Source organism: Pseudacidovorax sp. 1753 (genome assembly GCF_040544975.1).
GTDB lineage: Bacteria > Pseudomonadota > Gammaproteobacteria > Burkholderiales > Burkholderiaceae_C > Xenophilus.
The window spans coordinates 83,368-108,857 of record NZ_JBEPKY010000003.1; the positions used below are offsets into that span (position 1 = coordinate 83,368).

At 71.0% G+C, this 25,490-nt stretch carries 27 protein-coding genes; 22 read left to right on the forward strand and 5 right to left on the reverse strand.

Annotated elements, in window-relative coordinates; genetic code table 11:
* The first annotated feature begins 6 nt into the window (after window positions 1–6).
* The 3 genes from cbiB to ABIC63_RS04690 all read left to right on the forward strand — a co-directional run bounded on the left by cbiB (window position 7) and on the right by ABIC63_RS04690 (window position 2,376).
* Window positions 7–954 (forward strand): adenosylcobinamide-phosphate synthase CbiB, encoded by a 948-nt coding sequence (gene cbiB / locus ABIC63_RS04680; protein ID WP_354318904.1) that lies wholly within the window; start codon window positions 7–9, stop codon window positions 952–954.
* Window positions 951–1,973, forward strand: coding sequence for an aminotransferase class I/II-fold pyridoxal phosphate-dependent enzyme (locus ABIC63_RS04685; protein WP_354318905.1), 1,023 nt, complete (start codon window positions 951–953; stop codon window positions 1,971–1,973). Before cbiB ends, ABIC63_RS04685 begins: the two co-directional genes overlap by 4 nt.
* Window positions 1,974–2,115: 142 nt before the next feature.
* On the forward strand, window positions 2,116–2,376 hold the full coding sequence (locus tag ABIC63_RS04690) for a hypothetical protein (RefSeq protein ID WP_043112290.1): 261 nt from the start codon (window positions 2,116–2,118) through the stop codon (window positions 2,374–2,376).
* Between the two features lie 104 nt (window positions 2,377–2,480).
* Here the strand turns inward: ABIC63_RS04690 and ABIC63_RS04695 are convergent, their stop codons facing one another.
* The 3 genes from ABIC63_RS04695 to paaY all read right to left on the reverse strand — a co-directional run bounded on the left by ABIC63_RS04695 (window position 2,481) and on the right by paaY (window position 4,119).
* Window positions 2,481–3,083, reverse strand: coding sequence for a GbsR/MarR family transcriptional regulator (locus ABIC63_RS04695; RefSeq protein ID WP_354318906.1), 603 nt, complete (start codon window positions 3,081–3,083; stop codon window positions 2,481–2,483).
* A 77-nt stretch (window positions 3,084–3,160) separates the two neighbouring features.
* On the reverse strand, window positions 3,161–3,469 hold the full coding sequence (locus ABIC63_RS04700) for an EthD family reductase (RefSeq protein WP_354318907.1): 309 nt from the start codon (window positions 3,467–3,469) through the stop codon (window positions 3,161–3,163).
* Between the two features lie 47 nt (window positions 3,470–3,516).
* On the reverse strand, window positions 3,517–4,119 hold the full coding sequence (gene paaY, locus ABIC63_RS04705) for a phenylacetic acid degradation protein PaaY (protein WP_354318908.1): 603 nt from the start codon (window positions 4,117–4,119) through the stop codon (window positions 3,517–3,519).
* Window positions 4,120–4,285: 166 nt separating this feature from the next.
* On the opposite strand from paaY, the gene ABIC63_RS04710 reads away from it, so the two are divergent.
* The 13 genes from ABIC63_RS04710 (at window position 4,286) to ABIC63_RS04770 (ending at window position 16,325) form a co-directional block, all read left to right on the forward strand.
* Window positions 4,286–5,083 carry an enoyl-CoA hydratase-related protein gene (locus ABIC63_RS04710; protein WP_354318909.1) on the forward strand — a complete coding sequence of 266 codons (798 nt, stop codon included), beginning with the start codon at window positions 4,286–4,288 and terminating at the stop codon, window positions 5,081–5,083.
* Window positions 5,084–5,090: 7 nt separating this feature from the next.
* Complete coding sequence (gene paaI / locus ABIC63_RS04715; protein ID WP_354318910.1) at window positions 5,091–5,531, forward strand: hydroxyphenylacetyl-CoA thioesterase PaaI; 441 nt, start codon at window positions 5,091–5,093, stop codon at window positions 5,529–5,531.
* Between the two features lie 26 nt (window positions 5,532–5,557).
* Window positions 5,558–6,874, forward strand: coding sequence for a phenylacetate--CoA ligase PaaK (paaK, locus tag ABIC63_RS04720; protein ID WP_354318911.1), 1,317 nt, complete (start codon window positions 5,558–5,560; stop codon window positions 6,872–6,874).
* Between the two features lie 45 nt (window positions 6,875–6,919).
* A complete protein-coding gene (gene paaA, locus ABIC63_RS04725; protein ID WP_354318912.1) occupies window positions 6,920–7,930 on the forward strand; it encodes a 1,2-phenylacetyl-CoA epoxidase subunit PaaA in 1,011 nt (336 codons plus the stop codon).
* 59 nt (window positions 7,931–7,989) lie between these two features.
* On the forward strand, window positions 7,990–8,301 hold the full coding sequence (gene paaB, locus ABIC63_RS04730; RefSeq protein WP_114804145.1) for a 1,2-phenylacetyl-CoA epoxidase subunit PaaB: 312 nt from the start codon (window positions 7,990–7,992) through the stop codon (window positions 8,299–8,301).
* A 20-nt stretch (window positions 8,302–8,321) separates the two neighbouring features.
* Complete coding sequence (paaC, locus tag ABIC63_RS04735) at window positions 8,322–9,110, forward strand: 1,2-phenylacetyl-CoA epoxidase subunit PaaC (protein WP_354318913.1); 789 nt, start codon at window positions 8,322–8,324, stop codon at window positions 9,108–9,110.
* Window positions 9,111–9,115: 5 nt separating this feature from the next.
* Window positions 9,116–9,658, forward strand: coding sequence for a 1,2-phenylacetyl-CoA epoxidase subunit PaaD (gene paaD, locus ABIC63_RS04740; protein ID WP_294374941.1), 543 nt, complete (start codon window positions 9,116–9,118; stop codon window positions 9,656–9,658).
* A complete protein-coding gene (gene paaE, locus ABIC63_RS04745; RefSeq protein ID WP_354318914.1) occupies window positions 9,655–10,746 on the forward strand; it encodes a 1,2-phenylacetyl-CoA epoxidase subunit PaaE in 1,092 nt (363 codons plus the stop codon). Before paaD ends, paaE begins: the two co-directional genes overlap by 4 nt.
* A 13-nt stretch (window positions 10,747–10,759) precedes the next feature.
* Complete coding sequence (locus ABIC63_RS04750) at window positions 10,760–11,431, forward strand: TetR/AcrR family transcriptional regulator (RefSeq protein ID WP_294374725.1); 672 nt, start codon at window positions 10,760–10,762, stop codon at window positions 11,429–11,431.
* 82 nt (window positions 11,432–11,513) lie between these two features.
* Window positions 11,514–12,662, forward strand: coding sequence for an ABC transporter substrate-binding protein (locus ABIC63_RS04755; protein WP_354318915.1), 1,149 nt, complete (start codon window positions 11,514–11,516; stop codon window positions 12,660–12,662).
* 5 nt (window positions 12,663–12,667) lie between these two features.
* Window positions 12,668–13,696, forward strand: coding sequence for a branched-chain amino acid ABC transporter permease (locus ABIC63_RS04760; RefSeq protein ID WP_017762293.1), 1,029 nt, complete (start codon window positions 12,668–12,670; stop codon window positions 13,694–13,696).
* The gene (locus ABIC63_RS04765; RefSeq protein ID WP_354318916.1) at window positions 13,693–15,555 is read left to right on the forward strand and encodes a branched-chain amino acid ABC transporter ATP-binding protein/permease; all 1,863 of its coding nucleotides are present in this window, start codon (window positions 13,693–13,695) and stop codon (window positions 15,553–15,555) included. The genes ABIC63_RS04760 and ABIC63_RS04765 overlap by 4 nt, the downstream gene beginning before the upstream one ends.
* Entirely contained in the window at window positions 15,552–16,325 is a 774-nt protein-coding gene (locus ABIC63_RS04770; RefSeq protein WP_354318917.1) for an ABC transporter ATP-binding protein, read from the forward strand. The genes ABIC63_RS04765 and ABIC63_RS04770 overlap by 4 nt, the downstream gene beginning before the upstream one ends.
* Window positions 16,326–16,380: 55 nt before the next feature.
* Here ABIC63_RS04770 and ABIC63_RS04775 read toward each other — a convergent pair whose 3' ends face one another.
* The gene (locus ABIC63_RS04775; protein ID WP_294374736.1) at window positions 16,381–16,803 is read right to left on the reverse strand and encodes a cupin domain-containing protein; all 423 of its coding nucleotides are present in this window, start codon (window positions 16,801–16,803) and stop codon (window positions 16,381–16,383) included.
* Between the two features lie 101 nt (window positions 16,804–16,904).
* Between ABIC63_RS04775 and aroC the strand changes: the two genes are divergently transcribed.
* The 4 genes from aroC (at window position 16,905) to ABIC63_RS04795 (ending at window position 21,209) form a co-directional block, all read left to right on the forward strand.
* A complete protein-coding gene (aroC, locus tag ABIC63_RS04780) occupies window positions 16,905–18,041 on the forward strand; it encodes a chorismate synthase (RefSeq protein ID WP_234194039.1) in 1,137 nt (378 codons plus the stop codon).
* Window positions 18,041–19,228, forward strand: a complete 1,188-nt coding sequence (locus ABIC63_RS04785) for an MFS transporter (protein WP_354318918.1) — start codon at window positions 18,041–18,043, stop codon at window positions 19,226–19,228. The genes aroC and ABIC63_RS04785 overlap by 1 nt, the downstream gene beginning before the upstream one ends.
* Complete coding sequence (locus tag ABIC63_RS04790) at window positions 19,225–20,451, forward strand: MFS transporter (RefSeq protein WP_354318919.1); 1,227 nt, start codon at window positions 19,225–19,227, stop codon at window positions 20,449–20,451. The genes ABIC63_RS04785 and ABIC63_RS04790 overlap by 4 nt, the downstream gene beginning before the upstream one ends.
* Window positions 20,452–20,528: 77 nt before the next feature.
* Window positions 20,529–21,209: a DsbA family oxidoreductase gene (locus ABIC63_RS04795; protein ID WP_294374746.1), complete on the forward strand. Its 681-nt coding sequence runs from the start codon at window positions 20,529–20,531 to the stop codon at window positions 21,207–21,209.
* On the opposite strand, the gene opgC is transcribed toward ABIC63_RS04795, so the two are convergent.
* Complete coding sequence (gene opgC / locus ABIC63_RS04800) at window positions 21,163–22,311, reverse strand: OpgC domain-containing protein (protein WP_354318920.1); 1,149 nt, start codon at window positions 22,309–22,311, stop codon at window positions 21,163–21,165. The two genes, ABIC63_RS04795 and opgC, sit on opposite strands and share 47 nt — an antisense overlap.
* Window positions 22,312–22,567: 256 nt before the next feature.
* On the opposite strand from opgC, the gene ABIC63_RS04805 reads away from it, so the two are divergent.
* Complete coding sequence (locus tag ABIC63_RS04805; RefSeq protein WP_354318921.1) at window positions 22,568–24,118, forward strand: DUF1800 domain-containing protein; 1,551 nt, start codon at window positions 22,568–22,570, stop codon at window positions 24,116–24,118.
* A 101-nt stretch (window positions 24,119–24,219) separates the two neighbouring features.
* Complete coding sequence (locus tag ABIC63_RS04810; RefSeq protein ID WP_354318922.1) at window positions 24,220–25,455, forward strand: DUF1501 domain-containing protein; 1,236 nt, start codon at window positions 24,220–24,222, stop codon at window positions 25,453–25,455.
* Window positions 25,456–25,490: the final 35 nt, after the last annotated feature.

Consider the following 25,490-nt stretch of genomic DNA (forward strand, 5'->3'; position numbering starts at 1 on the left):
TCCCCCGTGACGGACGGCCCGGTCGTGTTGGCCGCCGCGCTCTGGCTGGCGCTCGCCGTCGACCGCTGGCTGGGCGAGCCGCCGGCGCCCATGCATCCGGTGGTGGGCATGGGCCGCTGGCTGGGCTGGGCCGGACGCCATGTGGCGCCGCTGCCGGGCGACGCGCGGCGTGCCGGGCCCTTCGTGCGCGGTGCGTTGGCATGGCTCGTCGGCGCCTTCGCGGCGACGGTGCTGGGCTGGGCCCTGCAACGGGCCGCCGGCGCCTTGCCGGCGCTGCTGGCGGCGATGGCGCTCGCGCTGTGCCTCAAGCCGCTGCTGGCCTGGCGCATGCTGCGTGACGAGGTGGCGGCGGTGGAGGCGGCGCTGGGGCGTTCGCTCCCCGAAGGCCGTGAACGCCTCGCCCGCCTGGTGAGCCGCGATGTGCAGCGGCTGGATGCCGGCGAGGTGCGCGAGAGCGCCATGGAGTCGCTGGCCGAGAACCTCAACGATTCGGTGGTGGCGCCGCTGTTCTGGTTCGCCATCGCCGGCCTGCCGGGCGCCGCGCTCTACCGCTTCGCCAACACGGCGGACGCCATGTGGGGCTACCGCGGCGAGCGCGGCGGCCGGGACTGGACCTGGGCCGGCACATGGGCGGCGCGGGCGGACGACGCCCTGTCCTGGCTGCCGGCCCGGCTCACGGCCCTGCTGCTGATGCTGGCCGCCGGGCGCTGGCTCGCCGGGCTGCGGCGGGAAGCGGCGCGCACGCCGTCGCCCAATGGGGGCTGGCCCATGGGCGCAATGGCGCTGCTGCTGGGCGTGCATCTGCGCAAGCCCGGGGTCTACGTGCTCCACGCGGGCGGCCGCGCGCCGCAGGCGCGGGACACGCAGCGGGCACTCCTCCTGGCAGGGCGTGCCGTGCCGATGGCAGGCGCGCTGGCCACGCTGGCGCTCGTCTGGCTGGGGCAGGCGCGATGAGGCCCATGGTCCACGGGGGGCCGGACGCGCAGGGCGTGCCGGTGCACGACTTCTCCACCAACGCCAACGCCTGCGGACCCTGCGCGGCGGTGATGCAAGCGCTGCGGCAGGCCGATCCCACGCGCTATCCGGACCCCGCGGCCACGGCACTGCGCGCCCGGCTGGCTGCGTGGCACGGCGTCGCTCCCGAACGGGTGCTGGTGGCCGCCAGCGCGAGCGAGTTCATCGTGCGCATCACGGCGGCCGTGGCCCTGCGCCGTCGGGGCGAAGGGCCGGTGCAGGTGCCCGCGGCCGCCTATGGCGACTACCGGCGGGCGGCCGAAGCCCATGGACTGCCGGTACAGGTTGTCGGCGAGTCGCTGGCGCTCGGTGACGATCGGCCGCCGGTCCTGGCCTGGGCCTGCGAGCCGTCCTCCCCGCGCGGCGACGCCGTGGCGGATCTGCCAGCCCGGCTCGATGCCCTGCCACCGGGCACGGCGTTGGTCCTGGACTGCGCCTACGTCCCTCTGCGGCTGGAGGGCGCCTCGGCGTTGACCGCGGCGCAGCGCGACCGGTGCTGGCAGCTGTGGACGCCCAACAAGGCCCTGGGGCTGACGGGGGTGCGTGGCGCCTATGCCATCGCACCGGCCGAGGCGCCCGACCGGCTGGTCCAGGACCTGCACGCCCTGGCACCGTCGTGGCCTCTGAGCGCCCATGCCGAGGCCATGCTCCGGGCCTGGACCGAGCCGGCCGTCCAGGACTGGCTTTCGACGCAATGCCTGCCGCGCCTTCGGCAATGGAAGCAGCGCCAGATCTCGCACTGCGAAGCGATGGGCTGGCGGGTGGCGCCCGGCGTCGCCAATTTCTTCTGTGCCAGGCCAAGCGCGCCGTCCCTCGACGAGGCGTTGCGCGACCTGCGCGCCCACGGCATCAAGCTGCGCGACTGCGGCAGCTTCGGCATGCCGGGCTGGGTGCGACTGGGTGTGCTGCCCCCGGCCAGCCAGGACGCGCTGGCTCGCGCATGGAGTCCGTTCGCATAGACGGATGGCGCGCCCCGTGATCGCCCGATGGCCTGCGAGCGCGCACTGCCGCTTCGGTCACGACGATGGCGCGATGGCCGACAGCCCGGCCTGGCCCGCGGCAGGCACGCTTGGCGCATCGCTCACAGATTCGGAGAACACCATGCGTCAAACCTTTTTCGGTATCGCCACCGCCCTGTCCCTGATCGCCTTTGCCGGCGCCAGCCATGCCCAATTGGGCAAGGCCGCATCGGAGGCGTCGGACGCCGCCGAGCACAAGATCGACCAGAAGCGCGCCGAGAGCGACGCCAAGAAGAGCGGCCCGGTGGGCAAGGCCGTCAACAACGTCAAGTCGGAGTACCACAAGAACCGCTCCAAGAACTCGGCCGACAAGGCCAAGGACGCGCTCAAGGGCAAGGACTGAGTTCACACACAGGGTCCGCGCGTGGTGACACGCGGCGGCATCCGGCCAACCAAGCAAAAGGGCTGCAGCGATGCAGCCCTTTTGCTTGCGACCGGTGGTCTCGCCTATTCGCCGTCGGCGTCCTTGCGCCCTCGGCCGCCGCTGGTCAGCCGCCCGGTGAGGTCCAGCACCCGCGTCACCGCGGCGCCCATGCCCATGAGCCGCATGGCCGTGTCGGGCGACAGGCGCTGCACGTCGTCGAACCAGCGCACCAGCCGGTCGATCAGGTCGTGCATCTCGCGCATGCGCTGCTGGGCATGGCGCTCCTCCTCGGTGGCCGGCTCCTGCAGCAGCGCGTTGCGCAGCATCGAGAGCGTGGGCTCGATCTCGCGGCGGCGGCGTTCCTCGGCCAGCACGCGGAAGATGTCCCACACCTCGCCCGGCGTCTCGAAATACTCGCGCCGGTCGCCTGCCAGATGCCGCAGCTGCACGAGCCGCCAGGCCTGGAGCTCCTTGAGGCCCATGCTCACGTTCGACCGCGAGAAGGACAGCGTCTCGCTGATCTCCTCGGCATTGAGCGGCCGTTGCGACAGAAACAGCAGCGCATAGATCTGCCCCACGGTCCGGTTGATGCCCCACCGGCTGCCCATCTCGCCGAAATGGTCGACGAACTGGCGATGGAGTTCGGGCAGGTCGGGGCGCGGGTCGGCGGGGCGGCTGTTGGGCATGGCCCGATTGTGCGTGCTGGAATTTCAGGAAAAGCGGAAATCCCAGGAATGCCTTGAAGCCGGTGGGGCGATGGCGATCAGCCCGCCTGGCTGATCTGCATGGTCGGGCGGATGTCGGTGTAGTTCTTCACGTCGCCGTTGATCTCCTTGGCATGCGGCCCGAAGGCGGCCTGGAAGGCTTCGACCGATTCGCAGTCGATGTGGCACATGGCTTCGAAGGCGGGCCTGGAGCCCGGTGCAGGCCCCGACAGTCCCCGGTCGACGCGGTAGCCCAGGCAGGCCGCACCCATGCGGGCCTGGATCATGGGCATGTGCTTGTCGCGGTAGTAGTCGTGGTCGAAGCGGGCGCCTTCGGTGAAAGGGTAGAGGACGCTGACACGGATCATGGCGGGTCTCCCGGAGTGGTTGCGAACGGGTGGATGGATGCTGCGCTTCAGCCGCGGCGGGTGGCGATGAGCGGCTGCACGTCGGGGGCCTTCAGGCGGGGCCGGTCGGCCTCGGCCAGGGCCAGCGGCGCGACCTCTTCCATCGTGGCCAGGCAGCGGCGGGTGAGGTCCTGGTAGGTGAGGGTACCTTCGCGCTTCCACGCGATCTCCTGCTCGGTCAGCGGTCGCTTGACCCGCGCGGGCACGCCCGCCACCAGGCTGGCATCGGGGATCTGCATGCCCGCGGGCACGAATGCGCAGGCGGCCACGATGGTGCGCTCGCCGACCACGGCCTCGTCCATCACCACGGCATTCATGCCCACCAGCGCATCGCGGCCGACCACGCAGCTGTGCAGCACGGCGCCGTGGCCGATGTGGCCGTTCTCGCGCACCACCGTGTCGCGCTCGGGAAAGCCGTGGATCACGCAGGTGTCCTGCACGTTGGAGCCGGCCTCCAGCACCACACGGCCGAAGTCGCCACGCAGGCATGCCGCGGGCCCGACATAGCAGCCCGGGCCGACGTGGACGTCGCCGATCAGCACGGCGGTGGGATGCACATAGGCGCTCGGGTCCACGACGGGCACCACGCCTTCGATGGCATAGCAGGGCATTGCGCAAGGTCTCCTTCGGGCGCAGCACCGAACGGCACGGCGCTGACACGGGTTTTCTCGGGGTGTGCTGACTTGCGTCAAACAGCGCGGCAATCTTAAGATAAGCCGACCGGTCGGTCGAAAGTAATTCGGCGAAACGACCCCCGAACAATCCCGGAGACGCCCCATGTCCGACGCCCTGGTGATCGAGAGCACGGCCGATGCCGTGCGCACCCTGACGCTCAACCGTCCCGCCGCGCTCAACAGCTTCACGCAGGCCATGCACCACGCGCTCATGGACGCGCTGGAGCGCGCTGCGGCGGATGTCGGCGTGCGCGCGCTGGTGCTCACCGGCGCCGGCCGTGGCTTCTGCGCCGGCCAGGATCTGGCCGATCCCGCCGTGGCCCCCGAGCCTGGCGGCACGCCCAAGGACCTGGGCGAGGTCATCGACCGCTTTTACCGTCCGCTGGTGCTGCGCCTGCGCAGCATGCCGGTGCCGGTGGTGGCGGCCGTCAACGGCGTGGCCGCGGGCGCCGGCGCCAACCTCGCGCTGTGTGCGGACCTTGTCCTGGCGGCGCGCTCGGCCAGCTTCATCCAGGCCTTTGCCAAGATCGGCCTGGTGCCCGACACGGGTGGCACCTGGCTGCTGCCGAGGCTGGTGGGCCGTGCGCGCGCGCTGGGCCTGGGCCTGCTGGGCGACAAGCTGCCGGCCGGGGAAGCCGAGCGTATCGGCCTGATCTGGCGCGTGGTCGACGATGCCGCCCTGGCGGAGGAGGCGCAGCAACTGGCCCGCCGGCTGGCCGCCATGCCGGTGAAGGCCCTGGTCGCCACGCGCACGGCCTTCGATGCGGCGCAGGCGCTGGATCTGGAGGCTGCCCTGGCGCAGGAGGGCCGCCTGCAGGGCGAGCTCGGGCGTGCCCACGACTACCAGGAAGGCGTGGCCGCCTTCGGCGCGCGCCGTGCCCCGCAGTTCACCGACCGCTGAAGCCGCCATGGCCGCGTCCCCTACACCCCAGCAGATCGCCGACGCCGTGCGCGACGGCATGGCCGCCAACGACCGGGCCCTGCATGCGCTGGGCATCGCCATTACCGCCATTTCGCCCGGCGCGGCCACGGCCGCCATGACCGTGCGCGAGGACATGCTCAACGGCCACGACATCTGCCACGGCGGCCTGATCGCGACGCTGGCCGACACCGCCTTCGCCTACGCCTGCAATGCCTACGACGAACTCACCGTGGCCTCGGGCTTCGGCGTGGACTTCGTCGCGCCGGCCCGTCTGGGCGACCGTCTGGAAGCGCGGTGCACCGAGGTCTCGAAGACCGGGCGCACCGGCGTGTACGACGTGGTCGTGACCAACCAGCGCGGCGAGCGCATGGCGGTGTTCCGCGGCCGCTCCTACACCGCCCGCGGCCGGCCCGCGGTACCGCGCTGACCGATTTGCCCGCAAGGAGACGACCCATGCCCGTCAAGCAGCCGGCCCCCGGCGACCTGGAACCCATCGAGACCGCCAGCCGCGACGAGATCGCCGCGCTGCAGTTGCAGCGCCTGCGCGCCACGCTGGAGAACGTCTACGAGAACGTGCCGCACTACCGCCGCGCCTTCGACGAGCGGGGCGTGCATCCGTCGGACCTGCGGCAGTTGTCGGACCTGGCGAAGTTCCCCTTCACCGTCAAGAGCGACCTGCGCGACCACTATCCCTTCGGCATGCTGGCCGTGCCGCGCGAGCGGCTGGCGCGCATCCATGCCTCGTCGGGCACCACGGGCAAGCCCACGGTGGTGGGCTACACCGCCGGCGACATCGACCGCTGGGCCGACCTGGTGGCCCGCTCCATCCGCGCCGCGGGCGGCCGGGCCGGCGACCTGATCCACGTGGCCTACGGCTACGGCCTGTTCACCGGCGGCCTGGGGGCGCACTACGGGGTGGAGCGGCTGGGCTGCACCGCCATTCCCATGTCGGGCGGACAGACCGAGAAGCAGGTGCAGATGATCCGCGACCTGAAGCCGTCGATCATCATGGTCACGCCCAGCTACATGCAGGTGATCGTCGAGGAGTTCGCGCGCCAGGGCCTGGACGCGCGCGACTGCTCGCTCAGGGTCGGCATCTTCGGCGCCGAGCCCTGGACCGAGGCCATGCGCCGCGAGATCGAGGGCCGTGCCGGCATCGATGCGGTGGACATCTATGGCCTGTCCGAGGTCATGGGCCCGGGCGTGGCCAGCGAATGCATCGAGTCGAAGGACGGCCCGGTGATCTGGGAAGACCACTTCTATCCCGAGATCATCGACCCCGAGACCGGCGCGGTGCTGCCCGACGGCGAGGAGGGCGAGCTGGTCTTCACCACGCTCACCAAGGAGGCCCTGCCCATCGTGCGCTACCGCACGCGCGACCTCACGCGGCTGCTGCCGCCCACCGCCCGCGCCTTCCGGCGCATGGGCAAGATCGTCGGCCGCAGCGACGACATGCTGATCATCCGTGGCGTCAATGTCTTTCCCACGCAGGTGGAGGAGATCGTGCTGCAGCACCCGCATCTCTCCGGCCAGTACCAGCTGGTGGTGCGCCGGGATGGCCACCTGGACACGGTGGAGGTGCGCTGCGAGCTGCAGCCCGAGGCCGCGGCCGCCGCGAGTGCGGCGGAGGTGGCCGGCTGGGTGCAGCACCGCATCAAGACGCTGATCGGCATCAGCACCACCGTCAACGTGCTGCCGCCCGATGGCATCGAGCGCACGCTCACCGGCAAGGCACGCCGGGTCTTCGACGAACGCGCCAAGGCCCGCTGACCGGCCTTCGTCCGCCCCCACGCAAACCACAGGAAGGACCGCCCCATGTACACCCAGGCCATGGACACCGCCGGCAAGGACGCCGACGCCCGCAAGCCCGTGCGCTCCGCCCAGGAGGCCCTGTTGGAGGCCCGCTTCGATGCGCGCATCGACGACGGCGCCTTCATCGAGGCGAAGGACTGGATGCCGGAGCACTACCGCCGGACGCTGGTGCGCCAGATCAGCCAGCATGCGCATTCCGAGATCGTCGGCATGCTGCCCGAGGGCAACTGGATCACCCGCGCACCGACGCTCAAGCGCAAGGCCATCCTGCTGGCCAAGGTGCAGGACGAGGGCGGCCACGGCCTGTACCTGTATGCCGCGGCCGAGACGCTGGGCACCTCGCGCGACCAGATGCTGGAGGCCCTGCACAGCGGCAAGGCCAAGTACAGCTCGATCTTCAACTACCCCACGCTCACCTGGGCCGACGTGGGCGCCATCGGCTGGCTGGTGGACGGCGCGGCCATCATGAACCAGGTGCCCATCTGCCGCTGCTCCTATGCGCCCTATGCCCGCGCCATGGTGCGCATCTGCCGGGAGGAGAGCTTTCATCAGCGCCAGGGCTTCGAAAGCCTGCTGACCATGATGCAGCAGGGCACCGAGGCGCAGAAGGCCATGGTGCAGGACGCCGTCGATCGCTGGTGGTGGCCCTCGGTGATGATGTTCGGCCCGCCCGACGACCAGAGCCCCAACACGGCGCAGTCCATGCGCTGGGGCATCAAGCGCGTGTCCAACGACGAGCTGCGGCAGAAGTTCGTCGACGCCGCCGTCGAGCAGGCCCGCGTGCTGGGCGTGAACCTGCCCGACCCCGCGCTGAAGTGGAACGAGGCGCGCCAGCACCACGACTTCGGTGCCATCGACTGGGCCGAGTTCTGGCGCGTCATCGCCGGCGACGGCCCCTGCAACCGCGAGCGCCTGGCCGCCCGCGTGAAGGCCTGGAAGGAGGGCGCCTGGGTGCGCGAAGCCGCCCTGGCCCATGCCCGCAAGCAGGAAGAGCGATTCAAGGAGGCCGCATGAGCGAGCACACCCCCGACGCGAAGGGCGACCGCATCGCAGGCGAGGCCGAAGCCAGACCCGTGGGCAACGCAAGCCGGGCGCAACCGCCCCGCGCCGAGTGGCCGCTGTGGGAGGTCTTCGTGCGCACCAAGGCCGGCCTGGACCACAAGCACTGCGGCAGCCTGCATGCTGCCGACGCGCGCATGGCCATCCAGCTGGCGCGCGACGTGTACACGCGCCGGCAGGAGGGCACCAGCGTGTGGGTGGTGCGGGCCGACCAGATCGTCGCCAGCGATCCCGGCGACAAGGACATGTACTTCGACCCGATGGAGGACAAGGTCTACCGCCATCCCACCTTCTACACGCTGCCCGGCGCGGTGGACCACATGTGAGCACCGACGGGAGACACCACATGCAAGCCTCCATCGAGATCGCCCAGGACGCGCCGCTGCAGTACCTGCTGCGCATCAGCGACACCGCCCTCATCCTCGCCCAGCGGCTGGGCGAATGGACCGGTCACGCGCCGGTGCTGGAAGAGGACATCGCGCTGGCCAACATGGCGCTGGACCTGATCGGCCAGGCCCGCGCGGTGCTGAGCCATGCCGGCGCCGTCGAGGGCCGCGGCCATGACGAGGACCAGCTCGCCTTCCTGCGCGAGGAGCGCGACTACCGCAACGTGACGCTGGTGGAGCTGCCCAATGGCCCGGGCCGGCCCGGCGACTTCGCGCTCGCCGTATTGCGCAACACCATGGCCGCGACCTTCTTCCACCTGCTGTGGACGCGGCTGCAGGACTCCACCGACGCCGAGCTGGCGGCCATCGCCGGCAAGGCCGTGAAGGAGGCGCGCTACCACCAGCAGCATGCCGCCGACTGGGTGGTGCGCCTGGGCGACGGCACGGCGGAGTCGCGCTGGCGCATGGTGGCCGCGCTGGAGCGGCTGTGGCCCTATGCCGCCGAACTTTTCGCCGACGACGCGGTGGACGAGGCCGCCGCCGCCAGCGGCCTGGGCCCGCGCTGGAGCGCGCTGCGCCCCGACTGGGAGGCCGCGATGGCCGAGGTGCTGGCCGAGGCCTCGTTGCCGGTGCCCGCGCACACGGCCTTTGTCAGCACCGGCAAGCGCGGCGTGCACAGCGAGCACATGGGCTACATCCTGGCCGAGATGCAGCAACTGCAGCGGGCCTATCCCGGAGGCGTGTGGTGAGCGCGATGGCGGCCGTGCCCACGCCGGCTTCGGTGCCGCAACAGTCCGCGCGCATGGCGCGTGCCTGGGCTGTGCTGGCCGACGTTCCCGACCCGGAGGTACCGGCGCTGTCGGTGTGCGACCTGGGCCTGGTGCGCGAAATTCGCCTCGACGCCGACGGCCTGACCGTGGTGCTGACGCCGACCTATTCCGGCTGTCCTGCCACCGAGGTGATCGCGCAGAGCGTGCGCGATGCGATCGAGGCCGACGGCCTGGGGCCGGTGCAGACCGTGTTGCGCCGCGCGCCGGCCTGGACCACCGACTGGATCAGCGAGGACGGCCGCCGCAAGCTGCGCGAGTACGGCATCGCGCCCCCCGGCCCGGTGGCGGCGGGGCAGGGCGTGCCGGTGCGGCTGGTGGGACGCCGTGGCGCCACGCCCATGGTCGCCTGTCCGCGCTGCGGCAGCATCGAGACCGAGCGGCTGTCCGCCTTCGGTGCCACCGCCTGCAAGGCGCTCTACCGCTGCATCGCCTGTCGCGAACCCTTCGAGCATTTCAAGCCGCTATGACGCCCCTGTTCCATTCCCTGCGCGTGCGGACCGTGGAGCCCGATACCGCCGAGGCGGTGATCGTCAGCTTCGATGTGCCGCCCGAGCTGCGCCAGACCTTCGGCTTCACCCAGGGCCAGTACCTCACCCTGCGCAAGCAGATCGACGGGCAGGACCTGCGGCGTTCGTACTCGATCTGTGCCGGCGTGGACGATGGCGTGCTCCGCGTGGGCGTGCGCAAGGTGCGCGGCGGCGTGTTCTCCAACTGGATCAACGCCCAGCTGCGGCCCGGCGACGAGATTGCCGTCATGGCGCCGCAGGGCCGCTTCTTCGTTCCGCTGGCGCCCGAGGAGCGCCGGCACCACCTGGGCGTCGCTGGGGGCAGCGGCATCACGCCCATCCTGTCGATCATGAAGACCGTGCTGGCGCGCGAGCCCGGCAGCCGCTTCACGCTGATCTACGGCAACCGGCAGTTGCGTTCCACCATGTTCAAGGAGGAGCTGGAGGACCTCAAGAACCGCTACCTGAGCCGGCTGGTCCTGCACCATGTGTTCTCGGACGAGCACACCGACGCGCCCATCAACAGCGGCGTGCTCGACCGCGAGAAGGTGGGCGACTTCCTGCGCACGCTGGTGCCGGCCTGGTCCATCGACCATGCCTACATCTGCGGGCCCTACCAGATGAACGACGAGGCCGAGGCGGCATTGCGCGCGGCCGGCGTGCCGGGGTCGGCGATCCATGTGGAGCGCTTCGGCATCGCCCAGCCGGCCACCGCCCCCGGAGCCGTCGGCGCCGTGATGCACGAGGCGCTGCCGGGCGATGCCGAGCAGGCAAGGGTGGTCATCGTGCGCGATGGGCTCTCGCGCGAGATCGAGTTCCGCCGTGACCAGCCCAGCATCCTCGACTGCGCGGCGGCGGCCGGTGTGGAGGTGCCGTATTCGTGCACCTCGGGCGTGTGCGGCACCTGCCGCGCCAAGGTGCTCGAAGGCGCGGTGCGCATGGGGCGCAATTTCGCCCTCGACAAGGCGGAGGTGCAGGCCGGCTTCGTGCTCACCTGCCAGGCCCATCCCACCACGGACCGGGTGGTACTCTCGTTCGACGAACGTTGACGGGAACGCAGGGATGGCACGAGGACGCGCAGCAGGCTACGACGAACAACGCGAGACCATCCTGGCGCAGGCCGGGCTGCTGTTCGCGCGGCGGGGCTATCCCGCCACCTCGATGAACCAGGTGGCCGAGGCCTGCGGCCTGTCCAAGCCCACGCTCTACCACTACTACAAGGACAAGTACACGCTGCTCGTGAGCATCGCCGAGGCCCATGTGAGCCGGCTCGATGCCATCGTCTCGGAGGTGTGGGCCGGCGAGATGCCGCCCGAGGCCCGCATGCGCGAGCTGATCCTGCGGCTGGTGCGCGAGTACGCCACCGCGCAGAGCGCCCACCGCGTGCTCACCGAGGACGTGCGCTTCCTGGAGCCCGAAGACCGCCAGCGCGTGCTCGACAAGGAGCGCGCCGTGGTGCGCGGTTTCGCGCGGGCCGTGGCGGCCCTGCGGCCCGACCTGCAGGACACGCTGATGGGCATGCCGCTGACCATGCTGCTGTTCGGAATGATCAACTGGATGTTCACCTGGATGAAGCCCGATGGGCCGCTGGACTACGAGGACATGGCGCCCGTGGTGGCCGACCTGTTCCTGGGCGGGCTGCCGGCGGTGCGCCTGCCCGACGCTGCGCGTCGGCCGGTGGACGTTCCCATTGCCGCTTCCGATTCCGACACCGATCCGGCGCCGACCGGCTGACCGGCGGCACCTTTCGCACGCCGCGGGGCGACGCGCCCCGGCGTTTTCTGCCAGACCGAGAAAGTACAGAAGGAGACAAGCCATGAAGTTCAAGATCCAGGCGCTCGCCGCCGCCGCGCTGGCCTGCGCGGCCAGCCTGTCGTGGGCCGACCTGACGGTGGGCGTCACGCTGTCGACCACGGGCCCGGCGGCCTCGTTGGGCATTCCGCAGAAGAACACCATCGCCCTCATGCCCAAGACCATCGGCGGGCAGAAGGTCAACTACGTGGTGCTCGACGATGCCAGCGACACCACCACCGCGGTCAACAACACCCGCAAGCTGATCGCCGACAACAAGGCCGACGTGATCGTCGGCTCCAGCGTCACGCCCAACTCGCTGGCCATGATCGACGTGGCCGCCGAGGCGCGCGTGCCGATGATCAGCCTGGCGGCATCGGCCCGGATCATCTCGCCCATGGACGACAAGAAGAAGTGGGTCTTCAAGACCCCGCAGAACGACGACATGATGGCGCAGGCCATCGTCGACCACATGGCGGCGCGCGGCGTGAAGTCGGTCGGCTTCATCGGCTTCTCCGACGCCTATGGCGAGGGCTGGTACGAGGTCTTCTCCAAGGCCGCCGCGGCCAAGGGCATCAAGCTGGCGGCCAACGAGCGCTATGCGCGCACCGACACCTCGGTGACGGGCCAGGCGCTCAAGCTCATGTCCGCCAATCCGGAGGCCGTGCTGATCGCCGGCTCGGGCACGCCGGCTGCGCTGCCGCAGAAGACGCTGGCCGAGCGCGGCTACAAGGGCAAGGTCTACCAGACGCATGGCGTGGCGAATGCCGACTTCCTGCGCGTGGGCGGCAAGGACGTGGAAGGCACCATCCTTCCCGCGGGGCCCATGCTGGTGGCCGAGCAACTGCCCGACAGCAACCCGGTCAAGAAGTCGGCCATGGCCTATGTGTCCGCCTACGAGGCGGCCCACGGCAAGGGCAGTACCGCGGCCTTCGGCGGCCATGCGTGGGATGCCGGCCTGATGCTGCAGGCCGCCGTGCCCGAGGCGCTCAAGAAGGCGCAGCCGGGAACCCCCGAGTTCCGTGCCGCGCTGCGCGACGCGCTGGAGCAGATCAAGGAAGTGCCCGGCGCGCATGGCGTCTTCAGCATGACGCCCACCGACCACCTCGGCCTCGACAACCGCGCCCGGGTGATGGTGACCATCCAGAACGGCACCTGGAAGTACCTGCCCTGAACGGCATGGACCTCCAGATCGCCCTGCTGCTGGGCCAGGACGGGATCGTCAACGGCGCCATCTATGCGCTGATGGCGCTCGCGCTGGTGCTGGTGTTCTCGGTCACGCGCGTCATCTTCATTCCGCAGGGCGAACTGGTGGCCTTCGGCGCGCTGTCGATGGCGGCGCTCGGCACCGGCAAGGTGCCGGGCACCCTGTGGCTGCTGCTGGTGCTGGCCGTGGCGGTGCTGCTGCTGGAGCTCTGGCGCGCCCGGCGCGGCGCGGTCGTGGAATGGCGGGCGACGCTGGCCTGGACGGTGGTGCTGCCGCTGCTGGCCTGCGCTGTGGTGCTGCTGTGGCGACCGGCCTCGCTGTGGGGCCAGTCGCTGGCGACGCTGCTGGTGGTGGCGCCGCTGGGCCCGCTGCTCTACCGCCTGGCCTACCGTCCGCTGGCACGGGCGAGTGTGCTGATCCTGCTGATCGTGTCCGTGGCACTGCATGGCGTGCTGGTGGGCCTCGGCCTGCTGTTCTTCGGCGCCGAGGGCTCGCGCACGCCGGCCTTCTCGGAGACCCGCTTCGACTGGGGCGGCGTGACGGTGGCCGGGCAGTCGCTCGTGGTGGTGGGGGTGGCGGTGCTGCTGGTGGTGCTGATGTTCGTGTTCTTCGAACGCTCCATCGTGGGCAAGGCGCTGCGCGCCGTGGCCATGAACCGTGTGGGTGCGCGGCTCATGGGCATTCCGGCCGATCTGTCGGGCGACCTGAGCTTTGCGCTGGCGGCGCTGATCGGCGCCGTGGGCGGCCTGCTGGTGGCACCGCTGACCACCGTCTACTACGACACCGGCTTCCTGATCGGCCTCAAGGGCTTCGTGGCCGCCATCGTGGGTGGGCTTGCGAGCTATCCGGTGGCGCTGGCGGGCGCGCTGATCGTGGGCCAGCTGGAGGCCTTCTCCTCCTTCTGGGCCAGCGCCTTCAAGGAGGTGCTGGTGTTCACGCTGATCATTCCGGTGCTGTGGTGGCGTTCGCTGCGCAGCCGCCATGTGGAGGACGAGGAATGACCCGCCGGCACCTCACGCTGCTCTTCGTCGCGGCGCTGGCCGTGGCCTGGCCGCTGCTGCCCGAGTTCACCGCCACGGTGTTCAGCTACATCGGGCTGTATGCCCTGGTGGCGGCCGGGCTGGTCATGCTCACCGGCGTGGGCGGCATGACCTCCTTCGGACAGGCGGCCTTCGTGGCCATCGGCGCCTATGCCACGGCCTGGGTCTGCACATCGCCCACGGCCGCCGCGGCGCTCTCGGCGCTGCCGCCGCCGCTGTGGCCCTGGGTGGGGCTGGCGCTCGGGCTGGCGCTCACCTTCGTGCTGGCCTGGGCGCTGGGCGGCATCACCGTCAAGCTCTCGGGCCATTACCTGCCGCTGTGCACCATCGCCTGGGGGCTGGGGCTGTACTACCTGTTCGGCAACCTGCAGGCGTTGGGCGGGCAGACGGGCATCACCGGTCTGCCGGCGCTCAGCGTCTTCGGTATCTCGCTGGCCTCGCCGCGCGTGCTGGGTCCGGTGATCTGGCTGGTGCTGCTGCTGGCCCTGTGGGCGCTGCACAACCTTTTGGATTCGCGGGAGGGGCGGGCCATCCGCGCGCTGAAGTCGGGCCGGCTGATGGCGGAATCGATGGGCGTGGACACGGCCCGGCAGCGTGCCCGCGTCTTCGTCCTGGCAGCGCTGCTCGCGGCGCTGTCGGGCTGGCTCTATGCGCACATGCAGCGCTTCGTCAATCCGACGCCTTTCGGCCTGAACGTGGGCATCGAATACCTGTTCATGGCCGTGGTCGGCGGCGCAGGTCATCTGTGGGGCGCTGTGCTGGGCGCCATGCTCATCACGCTGCTCAAGGAGCAGTTGCAGGACTGGCTGCCCCGGCTGCTCGGCGCCAGCGGCAACTTCGAGCAGATCGTCTTCGGCCTGCTGATGGTGCTGGTGCTGCAGCGCTTCGCCGAAGGCCTGTGGCCCACGGTGGCGCGGTGGGGCGGACGCTGGCTCCGGCCCGAGCGCGAAGGGCGCCGCGGGGTGCCGCCTTGCGCATTGCCGGCGCGGGCCATGCAGCCGGCGGGCGCGCTGTTGCTGGAGGCGCGTGCCGTCACCAGGCGTTTCGGCGGCCTGGTGGCCAACAGCGCCGTCGACCTGACGCTGCGGGCCGGGGAGGTGCATGCGCTGATCGGCCCCAATGGCGCGGGCAAGAGCACCTTCTTCAACATGGTGTCGGGCGTGGACGACCCGAGCGAGGGCGAGGTGCGCCTGCTGGACGCGCCCATGCAGGGCCGGCCCTCGCGCGAGTTCGCGGCCCGCGGGCTGGGCCGCACCTTCCAGCATGTGCGCCTGCTGGGCGAGCGCAGCGTGCTCGAGAACGTGGCGCTGGGCGCCCACCTGCGCGGCCGGCGCGGCTGGTGGGCCGCGATGCTGCGGCTGGATCGGGCCGAAGAGGCGGCCCTGCTGGCCGAGGCCCGCCGGCAGATCGAGCGCTGCGGCCTGGGGGCCTTCGCCGACCGGCCGGCGGCCTCGCTGGCGCTGGGCCAGCAGCGGGTGGTCGAGATCGCACGCGCCCTGGCGGGCAACCCGGTGGCGCTGCTGCTGGACGAGCCCGCCGCCGGCCTGCGCCACCTGGAGAAACAGGCACTGGCCGGCCTGCTGGCGCAACTGCGCGGCGAGGGCCTGGGCATCCTGGTGGTGGAACATGACATGGAGTTCGTGATGAACCTGGCCGACCGCGTGACGGTGCTGGAGTTCGGCACCGTCATCGCCGAGGGAACGCCGGACGCGGTGCAGCGCAATCCGCGCGTGCTGGATGCCTATCTGGGCGGTGCGGAGCCCGACGGACCGCCACCCGCCGTCGCTGCGGCATCCGCGGTGCTGGAGCCGGCCGCATGAGCGCCCGGCTGGCCGCCGCCGAGGCCCGGCCCGGTGCCGCCCGGCCCGTGCTCGCGCTGGAGGACTTCCACGTCGCCTACGGCTCCGTCGAGGCCGTGCATGGCGTGGCCCTGCACATCGACGAAGGCGAGATCGTCACCGTCATCGGGCCCAACGGCGCGGGCAAGACCACGCTGCTGGGGGCCGCCATGGGGCTGCTGCCTTCGCGCGGCCGGCTGCGGCTGGCCGGCGAGCTGATCCCGCGGCCCAGCGTCGAGGCCATGGTGGCGCGCGGCGTGGCGCTGGTGCCCGAGCGGCGCGAGCTCTTCGGCGAGATGTCGGTCGAGGACAACCTGCTGCTGGGCGGCTTCTACCGCTGGCGCACGGGCCGCCGGGACCAGCGCGCCCGCATGGCCGAGGTGTTCGCCATCTTTCCGCGGCTGCAGGAGCGGCGGACCCAATGGGCCAGCACGCTCTCGGGCGGCGAGCGCCAGATGCTCGCCATCGGCCGTGCCCTGATGGCGCGCCCCCGACTGCTGATGCTGGACGAGCCCTCCCTGGGCTTGGCGCCGCTGATCGTGCGCGAGGTGCTGCAGGTGGTGGGGGCGTTGCGGTCGCAGGGCGTGTCGGTGCTGCTGGTGGAGCAGAACGCACGCGCCGCCCTGCAGGTGGCCGACCGCGGCTATGTGCTGGAGACCGGCCGCGTGGCGCTGCAAGGCCCGGCCGACGCGCTGCTGCATGACCGCCGCATCATCGACACCTACCTGGGCCTGGGGCAGCGCGGCGCGTGAATGGGCTGGCCCTGGGGCTCGTGCCCGTGGTCACCGACGACGTGCCGGCAGATGGCTACTTCCAGGGCGTGGGGGTCGGCACCTCGCAGACGGGCTCGACGTCCACGCTCTTGAAGTCGGCCGGCGAGACGATCTCCAGGTACTCCATGTCCGGCGAGTAGTCGAACAGGTAGTGGCGGATGCCCGGGCGCTGGTGCACCACGTCGCCGGCCTCCACCAGCGTTTCCTTGTCCTCGTACATGAAGCGGGCCCAGCCCTTGACCATGATGACGATCTGGAAGTCCGCCTCGTGACGGTGCCAGCCCGTGCCCGTTTCGGGCGCCATGTTTGCCTTGACCAGGTGCGCGATCACCTTGCCATGGGTGGCCTCGGCGATGCCGAGGTCCCGGTAGAGGAAAAAGTCCCGCAGCCCGCCCGACTGGTAGTCGGTGTCGCCGGGCTTGACGTGCGAGAACTCCGTGGTGGTCCGATCCAACATGGGGCGCGCTCCTTCCTGGGTGGGTGCTGCGCCGCAACATGCATAAAGCGTTCCCGCAGCAGGACGCCCCGGTATCGACACGCACCGATAATCGCGCGCCTATGAGCGGCAACACCTTCGGCACCCTGTTCGCGGTGACCAACTTCGGCGAATCCCACGGCCCCGCGATCGGCTGCGTCATCGACGGCTGCCCCCCCGGCATGGCCCTTTCGGAGGCGGACATCCAGCCCGACCTGGACCGCCGGCGGCCCGGCACCAGCCGGCACGTCACGCAGCGCAACGAGCCCGATGCGGTGCAGATACTCTCCGGCGTGTACGAAGGCAAGACCACCGGCACACCCATTGCGCTGCTGATCCAGAACACCGACCAGCGCAGCAAGGACTACGGCGAGATCGCGCGCCAGTTCCGCCCCGGCCATGCCGACTTCAGCTACTTCAAGAAGTACGGCATCCGCGATCCGCGCGGGGGCGGCCGTTCGTCGGCCCGCCTCACGGCGCCGATGGTGGCGGCCGGCGCGGTGGCCAAGAAGTGGCTGCGCGAGCAGTACGGCACCGAGTTCCGCGGCTGCATGACGCAGATCGGCGAGCAGGTGATCGGCTTCGAGAGCTGGGACCACGTGCCCAACAACCCCTTCTTCGCGCCCGTGGCCGACGTGTCGGCCCTGGAGGCCTACATGGACGCGCTGCGCAAGGCGCAGGACTCCTGCGGCGCCCGCCTGCGCGTGGTGGCCACCGGCATGCCTGCCGGCCTGGGCCAGCCGCTGTTCGACAAGCTCGATGCCGACATCGCCTACGCCATGATGGGCATCAACGCCGTCAAGGGCGTGGAGATCGGCGCCGGTTTCGCCAGCGTGACGCAGCGCGGCAGCATGCACGGCGACGCCATGCGGCCCGACGGCTTCGACAGCAACAATGCGGGCGGCGTGCTGGGCGGCATCAGCACGGGGCAGGACCTGGAGGTGGCCATCGCCATCAAGCCGACCAGCTCGATCACCACGCCCCGTACTTCCGTGGACGTGGACGGCCGGCCGGTCGAGGTGGTGACCAAGGGCCGCCACGATCCGTGCGTGGGCATCCGCGCCACGCCCATCGCCGAGGCCATGCTGGCGCTGGTGGTGATGGAACACGCCTTGCGCCAGCGCGCCCAGTGCGGCGAGCCGGGCGCGGCCTTTCCTGTGGTGCGAGGCGACAAGGCCCAGGCCGACCGACCGGAGGGCCTGCAGGCCTCCTTCCTGTAGTGGCCGACCCGGCCACCACGCCCTCTGCCGCCGCCAGCCGGCGTCCGCTGCTCGCCTTCGCGGGGCTGTCGGCCAGCTATTTCGCCCACATCGGCTTCTTCAATCCCTACCTGCCGCTGTGGCTGCAGAGCCTGGGGCTGCCGATCTTCACCATCAGCCTGCTGACCTCGGTGCAGTCCTTCACCCGGGTGTTCGCGCCCTATGCCTGGGGCACGCTGTCGGACCGCACGGGCGAGCGCGTGAAGCTGCTGCGCATCAGTGCGGCGGTCGCCATGGCGGCATCGCTGGGGCTCTGGTGGAGTGGCGGGCACTGGTGGATCGCGCTGGTGCTGCTGGTCATGTTCACCCACACCAGCTCGATGATGTCGCTCACCGAGGCGGCGCTGGCGCACCTGGTGGCGGGGGACTGGGGCCGCTATGGACGCATCCGGCTGTGCGGTTCGGCGGGCTTTCTGGTGACCGTGTTCCTGGCCGGGGCCTGGTTCGACCGCTTCGGCATGGGGCACTTCCCGGGTTGGGCGCTGGTCACGCTGGGGCTGGTGTTCTTCGCCACCCTCAGGCTGCCCGATCACCGCGAGCCCGTGGCCGCCCGCGGCGCGGTGCACGAGCCGGTCGGGCCGGTGCTGCAGCGGCCGGTGGTGCGCTGGTTCTTCGCCTCGCTGTTCTTCCATGTCACGGCGCACTTCGCCATCTACGGCTTCTTCTCGCTCTACCTCGATTCGATCGGCTATGACAAGGCGGCCATCGGCGCGCTCTGGGCGCTGTCGGTGGCAGCCGAAGTGGCCTGGTTCGGGCTGCAGGGCCGAGTGGTGCGGCGGCTGCGCATGCCGCAGTGGCTGCTGCTGTGCGGCGTGGCCGCGGTGCTGCGCATGGGCCTGACCGCCGGCCTCGGCCAATGGGTCTGGGCGCTGGTGCTGGGGCAGATGCTGCATGCCCTGAGCTTCGCGGCGCACCACACCACCTGCATCGCGATGGTGACGGAGCACTTTCCGGGGCGGCTGCGCGGGCGGGGGCAGGCGCTGTTCACCGTGATCGGCTACGGCCTGGGTGGCGTGCTGGGCATGCTGGCCGGCGGGGCGGTGGCGCAGCAGATGGGTTATGTGGTCATGTTCTGGGCGGCGACGGCCCTGGCGGTCATCGGCAGCCTGTGCGCGTGGCGCGCGAAGGTCGAGGAGGGCCGCGCATGAGTGACGCTGCCCCGGATCGCCCGCGCGGCGGCATCGCCTTCGCCATGCTGCTGCCGCTGCTGCTGGCCGCGCAGCCGGTGGCCACCGACAGCTACCTGCCCGCGCTGCCCGAGATCGCGCGCGACCTGGGCTCGGCCAGCAGCAGCCTGACGGTCTTCATCCTGGCCTTCGGCGTGGCGCAGCTGCTGTGCGGCCCGCTGGCCGACCGCTTCGGCCGGCGGCCGGTGCTGCTGGCGGGGCTGGGCGCCTATGCCGTCGCGGCCCTGGGCTGCGCGCTGGCGGGCAGCGTGCTGCTGCTCGCGGCCGGGCGGGCGGTGCAGGGCTTTGCCATGGCCGCCATCCTGGTGTGCTCACGGGCCGCGGTGCGCGACCTGTACCCCGCCCACCAGGGGCCGCAGGTGATGGCCCGCGGGCTGACGGGCCTTGGCGTGGTGGCGCTGATGTCACCGCTGCTGGGCGCCTGGGGCGTGGAGGCCCTGGGCTGGCGCTGGGTGCTGGTGGGCATGGCGGTCTACGCGCTGGTGCTGCTGGGGCTGTGCTGGCATTCCTTCGCCGAGACGCACCGGCCGATGCTGGCCGGCGCCCTGGACGCACCCGATGCCTCCGCGCCCCGCGGCAGCGCGCGGGAGGTCTGGCGCAACCGGCCTTTCCGCGCCTGGGCCTCGCTGGCGGCCTGCACCTATGGCGGGCTGTTCTGCTTCCTGCTGCTGTCGCCCATGGTCTACATCGGCTACCTCGGCATGTCGCCAGTCATGTACGGCTGGGTGCCGGCGGGCGGTTCCGTCGTCTACATCAGCAGCACGCTGCTGTGCCGGCGGCTGCTGGCCCGGGTCGGCCCGGTGCGCACGGTGCAGATCGGCTCGGTGCTCAGCCTGACGGGTGCCAGCATCCAGGCGCTCGGCTGCCTGCTGCTGCCGCATTCGCCCTTGCCGCTGCTGGCCGGACATGCGGTGTATGTGATGGGCCATGGCATCCACCAGCCCTGCGGCCAGGCGGGCGCGGTGGGCGACCTGCCGCACCTGGCGGGACGGGCCGTGTCGTGGTCGGGCTTCCTGATGATGCTGGTGGCCTTCTGCGCCGGGCAGACGGCGGCGCTGTTCGTGGATGCGCGCTATTCGGCGGGAGCCTGGCCGATGGTGCTGCCACTGCTGCTGGCGGGGGCGGCGCTGGTCGGCATCGCCTATGGCTGGCTGCCTCGCCTGCAGCGCACCCGGCGCAGCTGAACGCCTGGCCTGGCCGCGTCCTCAGGCAGGATGACCCAAAGGCCTGGACGGTGCAGGTGTGGCCGGCCGAACGCAGAATGGCGCGCATGAACACCCTGCGCATTGATTTCGTCTCCGATGTGTCCTGCCCCTGGTGCGCCGTCGGCCTGGCTTCGCTCCAGACCGCCATGGCGCGCGTGGCGCCGGACGTCCAGGTCGACCTGCATTTCCAGCCTTTCGAACTCAATCCGGACATGGTGGCCGAGGGCGAGGATTCCATCGAGCACCTGATGCGCAAGTACGGCATCGACGAGACCCAGGTGCGTGCCAACGGCGAGGTGCTGCGCCAGCGCGGCGAGGCGGTGGGCTTTCCCTTCAACCTCGACATGCGCAAGCGGGTGTGGAACACCTTCGATGCCCATCGCCTGCTGCACTGGGCCGAGCTGGAAGGCTCGGACAAGCAGCTGGCCTTGAAGAAGGCGCTGTTCAAGGCCTACTTCCTCGACGGCCTGAGCCCGGCCGATCATGAACTGCTGGTGCGGCTGGCGGCTGAGGCGGGCCTCGACGCCGAGCGTGCCCGGGCCCTCCTGGCCAGCGACGAGTTCACCGACGAGGTGCGTGCGACCGAACGCATGTTCACACAGGCGGGCATCCATTCGGTGCCGGCCATCATCCTCAACCGGCAGCACCTGATCTCCGGCGGCCAGCCGCCCGAGGTGTTCGAGCGGGCGCTCAGGCAGATTGCGGGCGCGCAGCCTTCTTCCGTGATGGAGGCTTGACCCGCGCCTCCCATCGGGCCACGCCGATGGCCACCCCATAGAGGGCGCCGAAGACCACGCCCAGCATCAGCGCATCGCCCCACCAGGGCCGGACGTGGAAGTCGCCACCCCAGACCACCAGGACCACGAACACGGCGACCAGGTGGGCGCAGAACACGGAGAGGGAGGCACTGCCCAGCGTCTCCAGCACGCGCGGGCGGGGCAGGTGCTTCAGCCAGGTGGGTCCGTAGCGCAGGACCACGATGCCGATGGCCACCAGGTTCAGCAGGCGCAGCGGCGCCAGTCGCCACTTGTCGAACCACTCGTTGAGCGCGTCGTGGCTGCCGAAGGGCGCCTGGCCGGTGGGGCCCAGATGGCGCCACAGCATCACCACGATGACCGTGACCACGGCCGCGCGCACGACGCCCGCCGGGAATTCGAGCATCGGGGGCAGCGCATCGTGCCGGCTGCAGCCCAACCATAGCCCGGCGAACCACAGGAACTGCCAGGCCAGCGAATCGAAGGAGCCCGTCTCGTCGATGGGCACTGGAATGCCGAGCAGTGCCTGCGCCACGCGGTACAGAAGGTTGGTGAAGCCGAATTGCGCCAGCAGCCACAGCCCGGCGCTCACCATCAGCGGCCGCTTCCAGCCATGGCGCATGCCGTAGGCCATGACCCAGGGGCTGGCGAGCATGAACAGGATGTACATGGGCAGGATGTCGAGCAGGGCCGGCTCGTGCACCAGCGCCAGTGCCCAGACGAAGGCCTGGTGCGGATAGGCGATGAAGTAGCGCACCCGTTCGTGCACCGCCGGCTGATCGGCCCGCAGGCCCAGCCCTGCGATCACGAAAAAGAGGAACAGCAGCAGCGCCGCCTGGCACAGATAGACCGTCACCGCGCGCCGCCAGAAGGCCTGCCGCATGGCCGCCACGCCCTTCTGGTGGCCGATGCCACCGTACACCAGGCCGCACACGAAGGCCGACAGCAGCACGAAACCCTCGGCCGCCGAGACGAAGCCGAAGGGCTGGCCCAACGGGTCGGTGAGCCGCGACGGCAGGTGCGTGACGGTCATCAGCACGAGCATCAGCCCGCGCAGCGCGTCGATTTCCCAGAGGCGGCGCATGGTGGATCCGGTTGAAAGGCGGCGAGCATCGCAAGGCCCGGGTCGGGCCGCGGTGCGCCGGGGCCCCCGGCCGGTGTAGGACATGGGGCGCGCGCCACCGCTCGCCGTGCCGGGCCTGCCTGTGTGTGAGGAGTGCCGGCCGGTCAGGTTCGCCTGTTCCCAGATCTTTACATTTGTTGCGGTGGCTGCGCGTCAACGCGAGCGGCATCGCGCGGGTTGATCCGGCATCGTGCAGGCCACCTCGTCAGGAGATCCCATGCAGCGCTTTTCCCGTCTTCGTGCCTGTGGCGCGGCGCTGTGTGCGGCCGTGCTGCTGTGGGGCTGCGCGTCGCCCGGCCGCTCCCTGCCGGTGCCGTCTGCGCCTGTCGCCCAACTGGCCTGGATCGATCGCCTGAGCTGGGGCGTCAGCAGCGACACCGTGGCCCAGGTCGACCGCCTGGGCCTGGCCCGCTGGATCGATGACCAGCTGCGTCCGGATGTCGCAGGTGCGCCGCTGCCGCCCGCGGCCCAGCAGAAGATCGACGCCATGAGCATCAGCGCCGAGCCGGGCGGTGCCCTGGCGCTGAGGCTGGACGCCCAGCGCCGCGCCGCCGACGCGCTGCCGGAGGAGGGCGAGCGCCTCGCGGCGCGCCAGGCGTGGCAGCAGGCCCTGGGCCAGGCGGGACGCGAGACGCAGCAGCGCTTCCTGCTGCGCGCCCTCTACAGCCCCGACCAGCTGCGCGAGGTGATGAGCTGGTTCTGGGCCAACCACTTCTATGTCAGCGTGCAGAAGACGCGGGCGCTGCTCGCCGACTACGAGGACAGCGCCATCCGGCCGCATGCGCTGGGTCGCTTCCGCGACCTGCTCGGTGCGGTCGAGCTGCACCCGGCCATGCTGGTGTACCTGGACAACCCGCAGAACGCCGCCGGCCGCATCAACGAGAACCTGGCGCGCGAGATGATGGAGCTGCACACGCTGGGCGTGGATGGCGGCTACACCCAGGGCGATGTACAGGAGATGGCGCGCGTGCTCACCGGGCTGGGCACCAACCTGCAGCCGCTGGACGCGCCGCCGCCGCGCCTGCCGCCGGCGCTGGCCGGGCAGTGGGTGCGCCGCGGCGTCTTCGAGTTCAACCCCGCCCGCCATGACCGCAACCCCAAGACGCTGCTGGGCGCGCCGCTTCACGCCAGCGGCCTGGCGGAGGTCGACGAGGCGCTGGACCGGCTGGCCCGCGCGCCCGCCACGGCGCGGCACATCTCCCGCAAGCTGGCCACCTACTTCGTCGCGGACGATCCGCCGCCCGCCCTGGTCGAGCGCATGACCCGGACCTTCGAGCGTACCGATGGCGACATCGCCGCCGTCATGCGCACCATGCTGGGCTCGCCCGAATTCACGGCCTCGCTGGGCCGCAAGTTCCGCGATCCGCTGCAGTACGCCATCGGCAGCGTGCGGCTGGCCTACGGTGATCGGGTGGCCAGCGACATCGGGCCGCTGATGGGTTGGGTCAACCGCCTGGGCGAGGCGCCCCACGCGCACGACACGCCCGACGGCTATCCCCTGCGGCAGCAGGAGTGGGCCAGCGCCGGCCAGATGAATGCGCGCTTCGACGTCGCCCGGTCGCTGGGCAGCAACGGCGCGGTGCTGTTCCGCGCCGAGCCGCGCGCGCCGCTGGAGAAGCCGCCCTATCCCGCGATGGCCCACGCCGAGGCCGTGCGCCGCATCGAACCCACGCTGGGCGCCGCCACCCGGCAGGCGCTGGCGAAGGCGTCGTCCGTGCAGGACTGGAACACCTATCTGCTCGCGTCGCCGGAACGGATGTACCGATGAACCGCCCCGCACCGCATGCCGTGCCGCGTCTGGCCGCCGCCGGGATCCCCTGCGGGGCGAGATCGTCGCGGCGTATGCCCGCCTGAAGAAGGAGTCCTTCGATGCCCATTTCCTCACCCTCGTCGCCGTCCCGCCGCCGCCTGTTGCAGGCGGGGGCCGCGCTGTCCCTCGCTGCACCCGTCGGCCGCCTGCTCGCCGCACCGGCCGCCGAGGGCACGCGCCTGCTGGTGGTGTTCCTGCGCGGGGCCTACGACTGCTGCAACTTCCTCGTGCCCACGGGCAGCGACTTCTACTACCAGAGCCGTCCGTCCATCGCCGTGCCGCGCCCAGAGCAGGTGGGCGGGGCCCTGGCGCTCGACGCCGACTGGGGCCTGCATCCGGCGCTGGCGGGCAGCCTGATGCCGCTGTTCCAGCGCGGGCAGGCCGCTTTCATCCCCTTTGCCGGCACCGACGACCTGACGCGCAGCCATTTCGAGACGCAGGACGGCATCGAGCTGGGCCAGGCGCTGACGGGGCGGCGCGACTACGGCTCCGGCTTTCTCAACCGGCTGGCGCAGGTGCTGGGTGGCGGACCGCTGCAGGAGGTCACGCCCATCGCCTTCACCGACCAGTTGCCGCTCTCGCTGCGTGGCATGGTGCGCGTGGGCAACATCGGCATGGGCAACCCGGGCGGGCAGGGCCTGGGTGCGCGGCAGGTCGAGGACATCGCCGGCATGTATGCGAAAAGCCCGCTGCAGAGTGCGGTCTCCGAGGGCTTCGCGCTGCAGGCCGAGTTGCGCCGCAGCATCCAGGCCGAGATGGACCAGGCCAGCCGCAATGCCATCAGCGCCAAGGGCTTCGAGCTGGTCGCGCGCCGCATGGCGCGTCTGATGCGCGAGCGCTTCGACCTGGGCTTCGTGGATGTGGGCGGCTGGGACACGCACGTCAACCAGGGCGGCAGCACGGGCTACCTGGCCAACCGGCTGGAGGAACTGGGCCGGGGCGTGAATGGCTTTGCCGAGGAACTCGGCGAGGACGCCTGGCGCGAGACCGTGGTGGTGGTCATCAGCGAATTCGGCCGCACCTTCCGCGAGAACGGCAACAAGGGCACGGACCATGGCCACGGCACGGTCTACTGGGTGCTCGGTGGCGGACTGGCGGCTTCGGCGGGTGGGCACATCGTCGGCACTCAGCAGGCGCTGACGGCGCAGACGCTGTTCCAGAACCGCGACTGGCCGGTGCTCAACGAATACCGCGCGGTGCTCGGCGGACTGTTCCAGCGCATGTACGGGCTGTCGCCCCAGCAGGTGGCGCGGGTCTTTCCGGGCGTGGCGGCGCGCGACTTGAAGCTGGTCTGAGGCACCTTGCGCACAATCGGCGGTTCCGCATCCCC

Coding starts and splice junctions, on each gene's coding strand:
- ABIC63_RS04755 (WP_354318915.1), top strand. CDS start 11,514: ATGAAGTTCAAGATCCAGGCGCTCGCCGCCGCCGCGCTGGCCTGCGCG.
- ABIC63_RS04770 (WP_354318917.1), top strand. CDS start 15,552: ATGAGCGCCCGGCTGGCCGCCGCCGAGGCCCGGCCCGGTGCCGCCCGG.
- ABIC63_RS04765 (WP_354318916.1), top strand. CDS start 13,693: ATGACCCGCCGGCACCTCACGCTGCTCTTCGTCGCGGCGCTGGCCGTG.
- paaK (WP_354318911.1), top strand. CDS start 5,558: ATGCCCGTCAAGCAGCCGGCCCCCGGCGACCTGGAACCCATCGAGACC.
- paaA (WP_354318912.1), top strand. CDS start 6,920: ATGTACACCCAGGCCATGGACACCGCCGGCAAGGACGCCGACGCCCGC.
- ABIC63_RS04690 (WP_043112290.1), top strand. CDS start 2,116: ATGCGTCAAACCTTTTTCGGTATCGCCACCGCCCTGTCCCTGATCGCC.
- ABIC63_RS04805 (WP_354318921.1), top strand. CDS start 22,568: ATGCAGCGCTTTTCCCGTCTTCGTGCCTGTGGCGCGGCGCTGTGTGCG.
- ABIC63_RS04685 (WP_354318905.1), top strand. CDS start 951: ATGAGGCCCATGGTCCACGGGGGGCCGGACGCGCAGGGCGTGCCGGTG.
- ABIC63_RS04790 (WP_354318919.1), top strand. CDS start 19,225: ATGAGTGACGCTGCCCCGGATCGCCCGCGCGGCGGCATCGCCTTCGCC.
- ABIC63_RS04710 (WP_354318909.1), top strand. CDS start 4,286: ATGTCCGACGCCCTGGTGATCGAGAGCACGGCCGATGCCGTGCGCACC.
- paaY (WP_354318908.1), bottom strand. CDS start 4,119: ATGCCCTGCTATGCCATCGAAGGCGTGGTGCCCGTCGTGGACCCGAGC.
- ABIC63_RS04750 (WP_294374725.1), top strand. CDS start 10,760: ATGGCACGAGGACGCGCAGCAGGCTACGACGAACAACGCGAGACCATC.
- aroC (WP_234194039.1), top strand. CDS start 16,905: ATGAGCGGCAACACCTTCGGCACCCTGTTCGCGGTGACCAACTTCGGC.
- ABIC63_RS04795 (WP_294374746.1), top strand. CDS start 20,529: ATGGCGCGCATGAACACCCTGCGCATTGATTTCGTCTCCGATGTGTCC.
- opgC (WP_354318920.1), bottom strand. CDS start 22,311: ATGCGCCGCCTCTGGGAAATCGACGCGCTGCGCGGGCTGATGCTCGTG.
- paaC (WP_354318913.1), top strand. CDS start 8,322: ATGCAAGCCTCCATCGAGATCGCCCAGGACGCGCCGCTGCAGTACCTG.
- paaD (WP_294374941.1), top strand. CDS start 9,116: ATGGCGGCCGTGCCCACGCCGGCTTCGGTGCCGCAACAGTCCGCGCGC.
- paaE (WP_354318914.1), top strand. CDS start 9,655: ATGACGCCCCTGTTCCATTCCCTGCGCGTGCGGACCGTGGAGCCCGAT.
- ABIC63_RS04695 (WP_354318906.1), bottom strand. CDS start 3,083: ATGCCCAACAGCCGCCCCGCCGACCCGCGCCCCGACCTGCCCGAACTC.
- ABIC63_RS04760 (WP_017762293.1), top strand. CDS start 12,668: ATGGACCTCCAGATCGCCCTGCTGCTGGGCCAGGACGGGATCGTCAAC.
- ABIC63_RS04775 (WP_294374736.1), bottom strand. CDS start 16,803: ATGTTGGATCGGACCACCACGGAGTTCTCGCACGTCAAGCCCGGCGAC.
- paaI (WP_354318910.1), top strand. CDS start 5,091: ATGGCCGCGTCCCCTACACCCCAGCAGATCGCCGACGCCGTGCGCGAC.
- ABIC63_RS04810 (WP_354318922.1), top strand. CDS start 24,220: ATGCCCATTTCCTCACCCTCGTCGCCGTCCCGCCGCCGCCTGTTGCAG.
- ABIC63_RS04700 (WP_354318907.1), bottom strand. CDS start 3,469: ATGATCCGTGTCAGCGTCCTCTACCCTTTCACCGAAGGCGCCCGCTTC.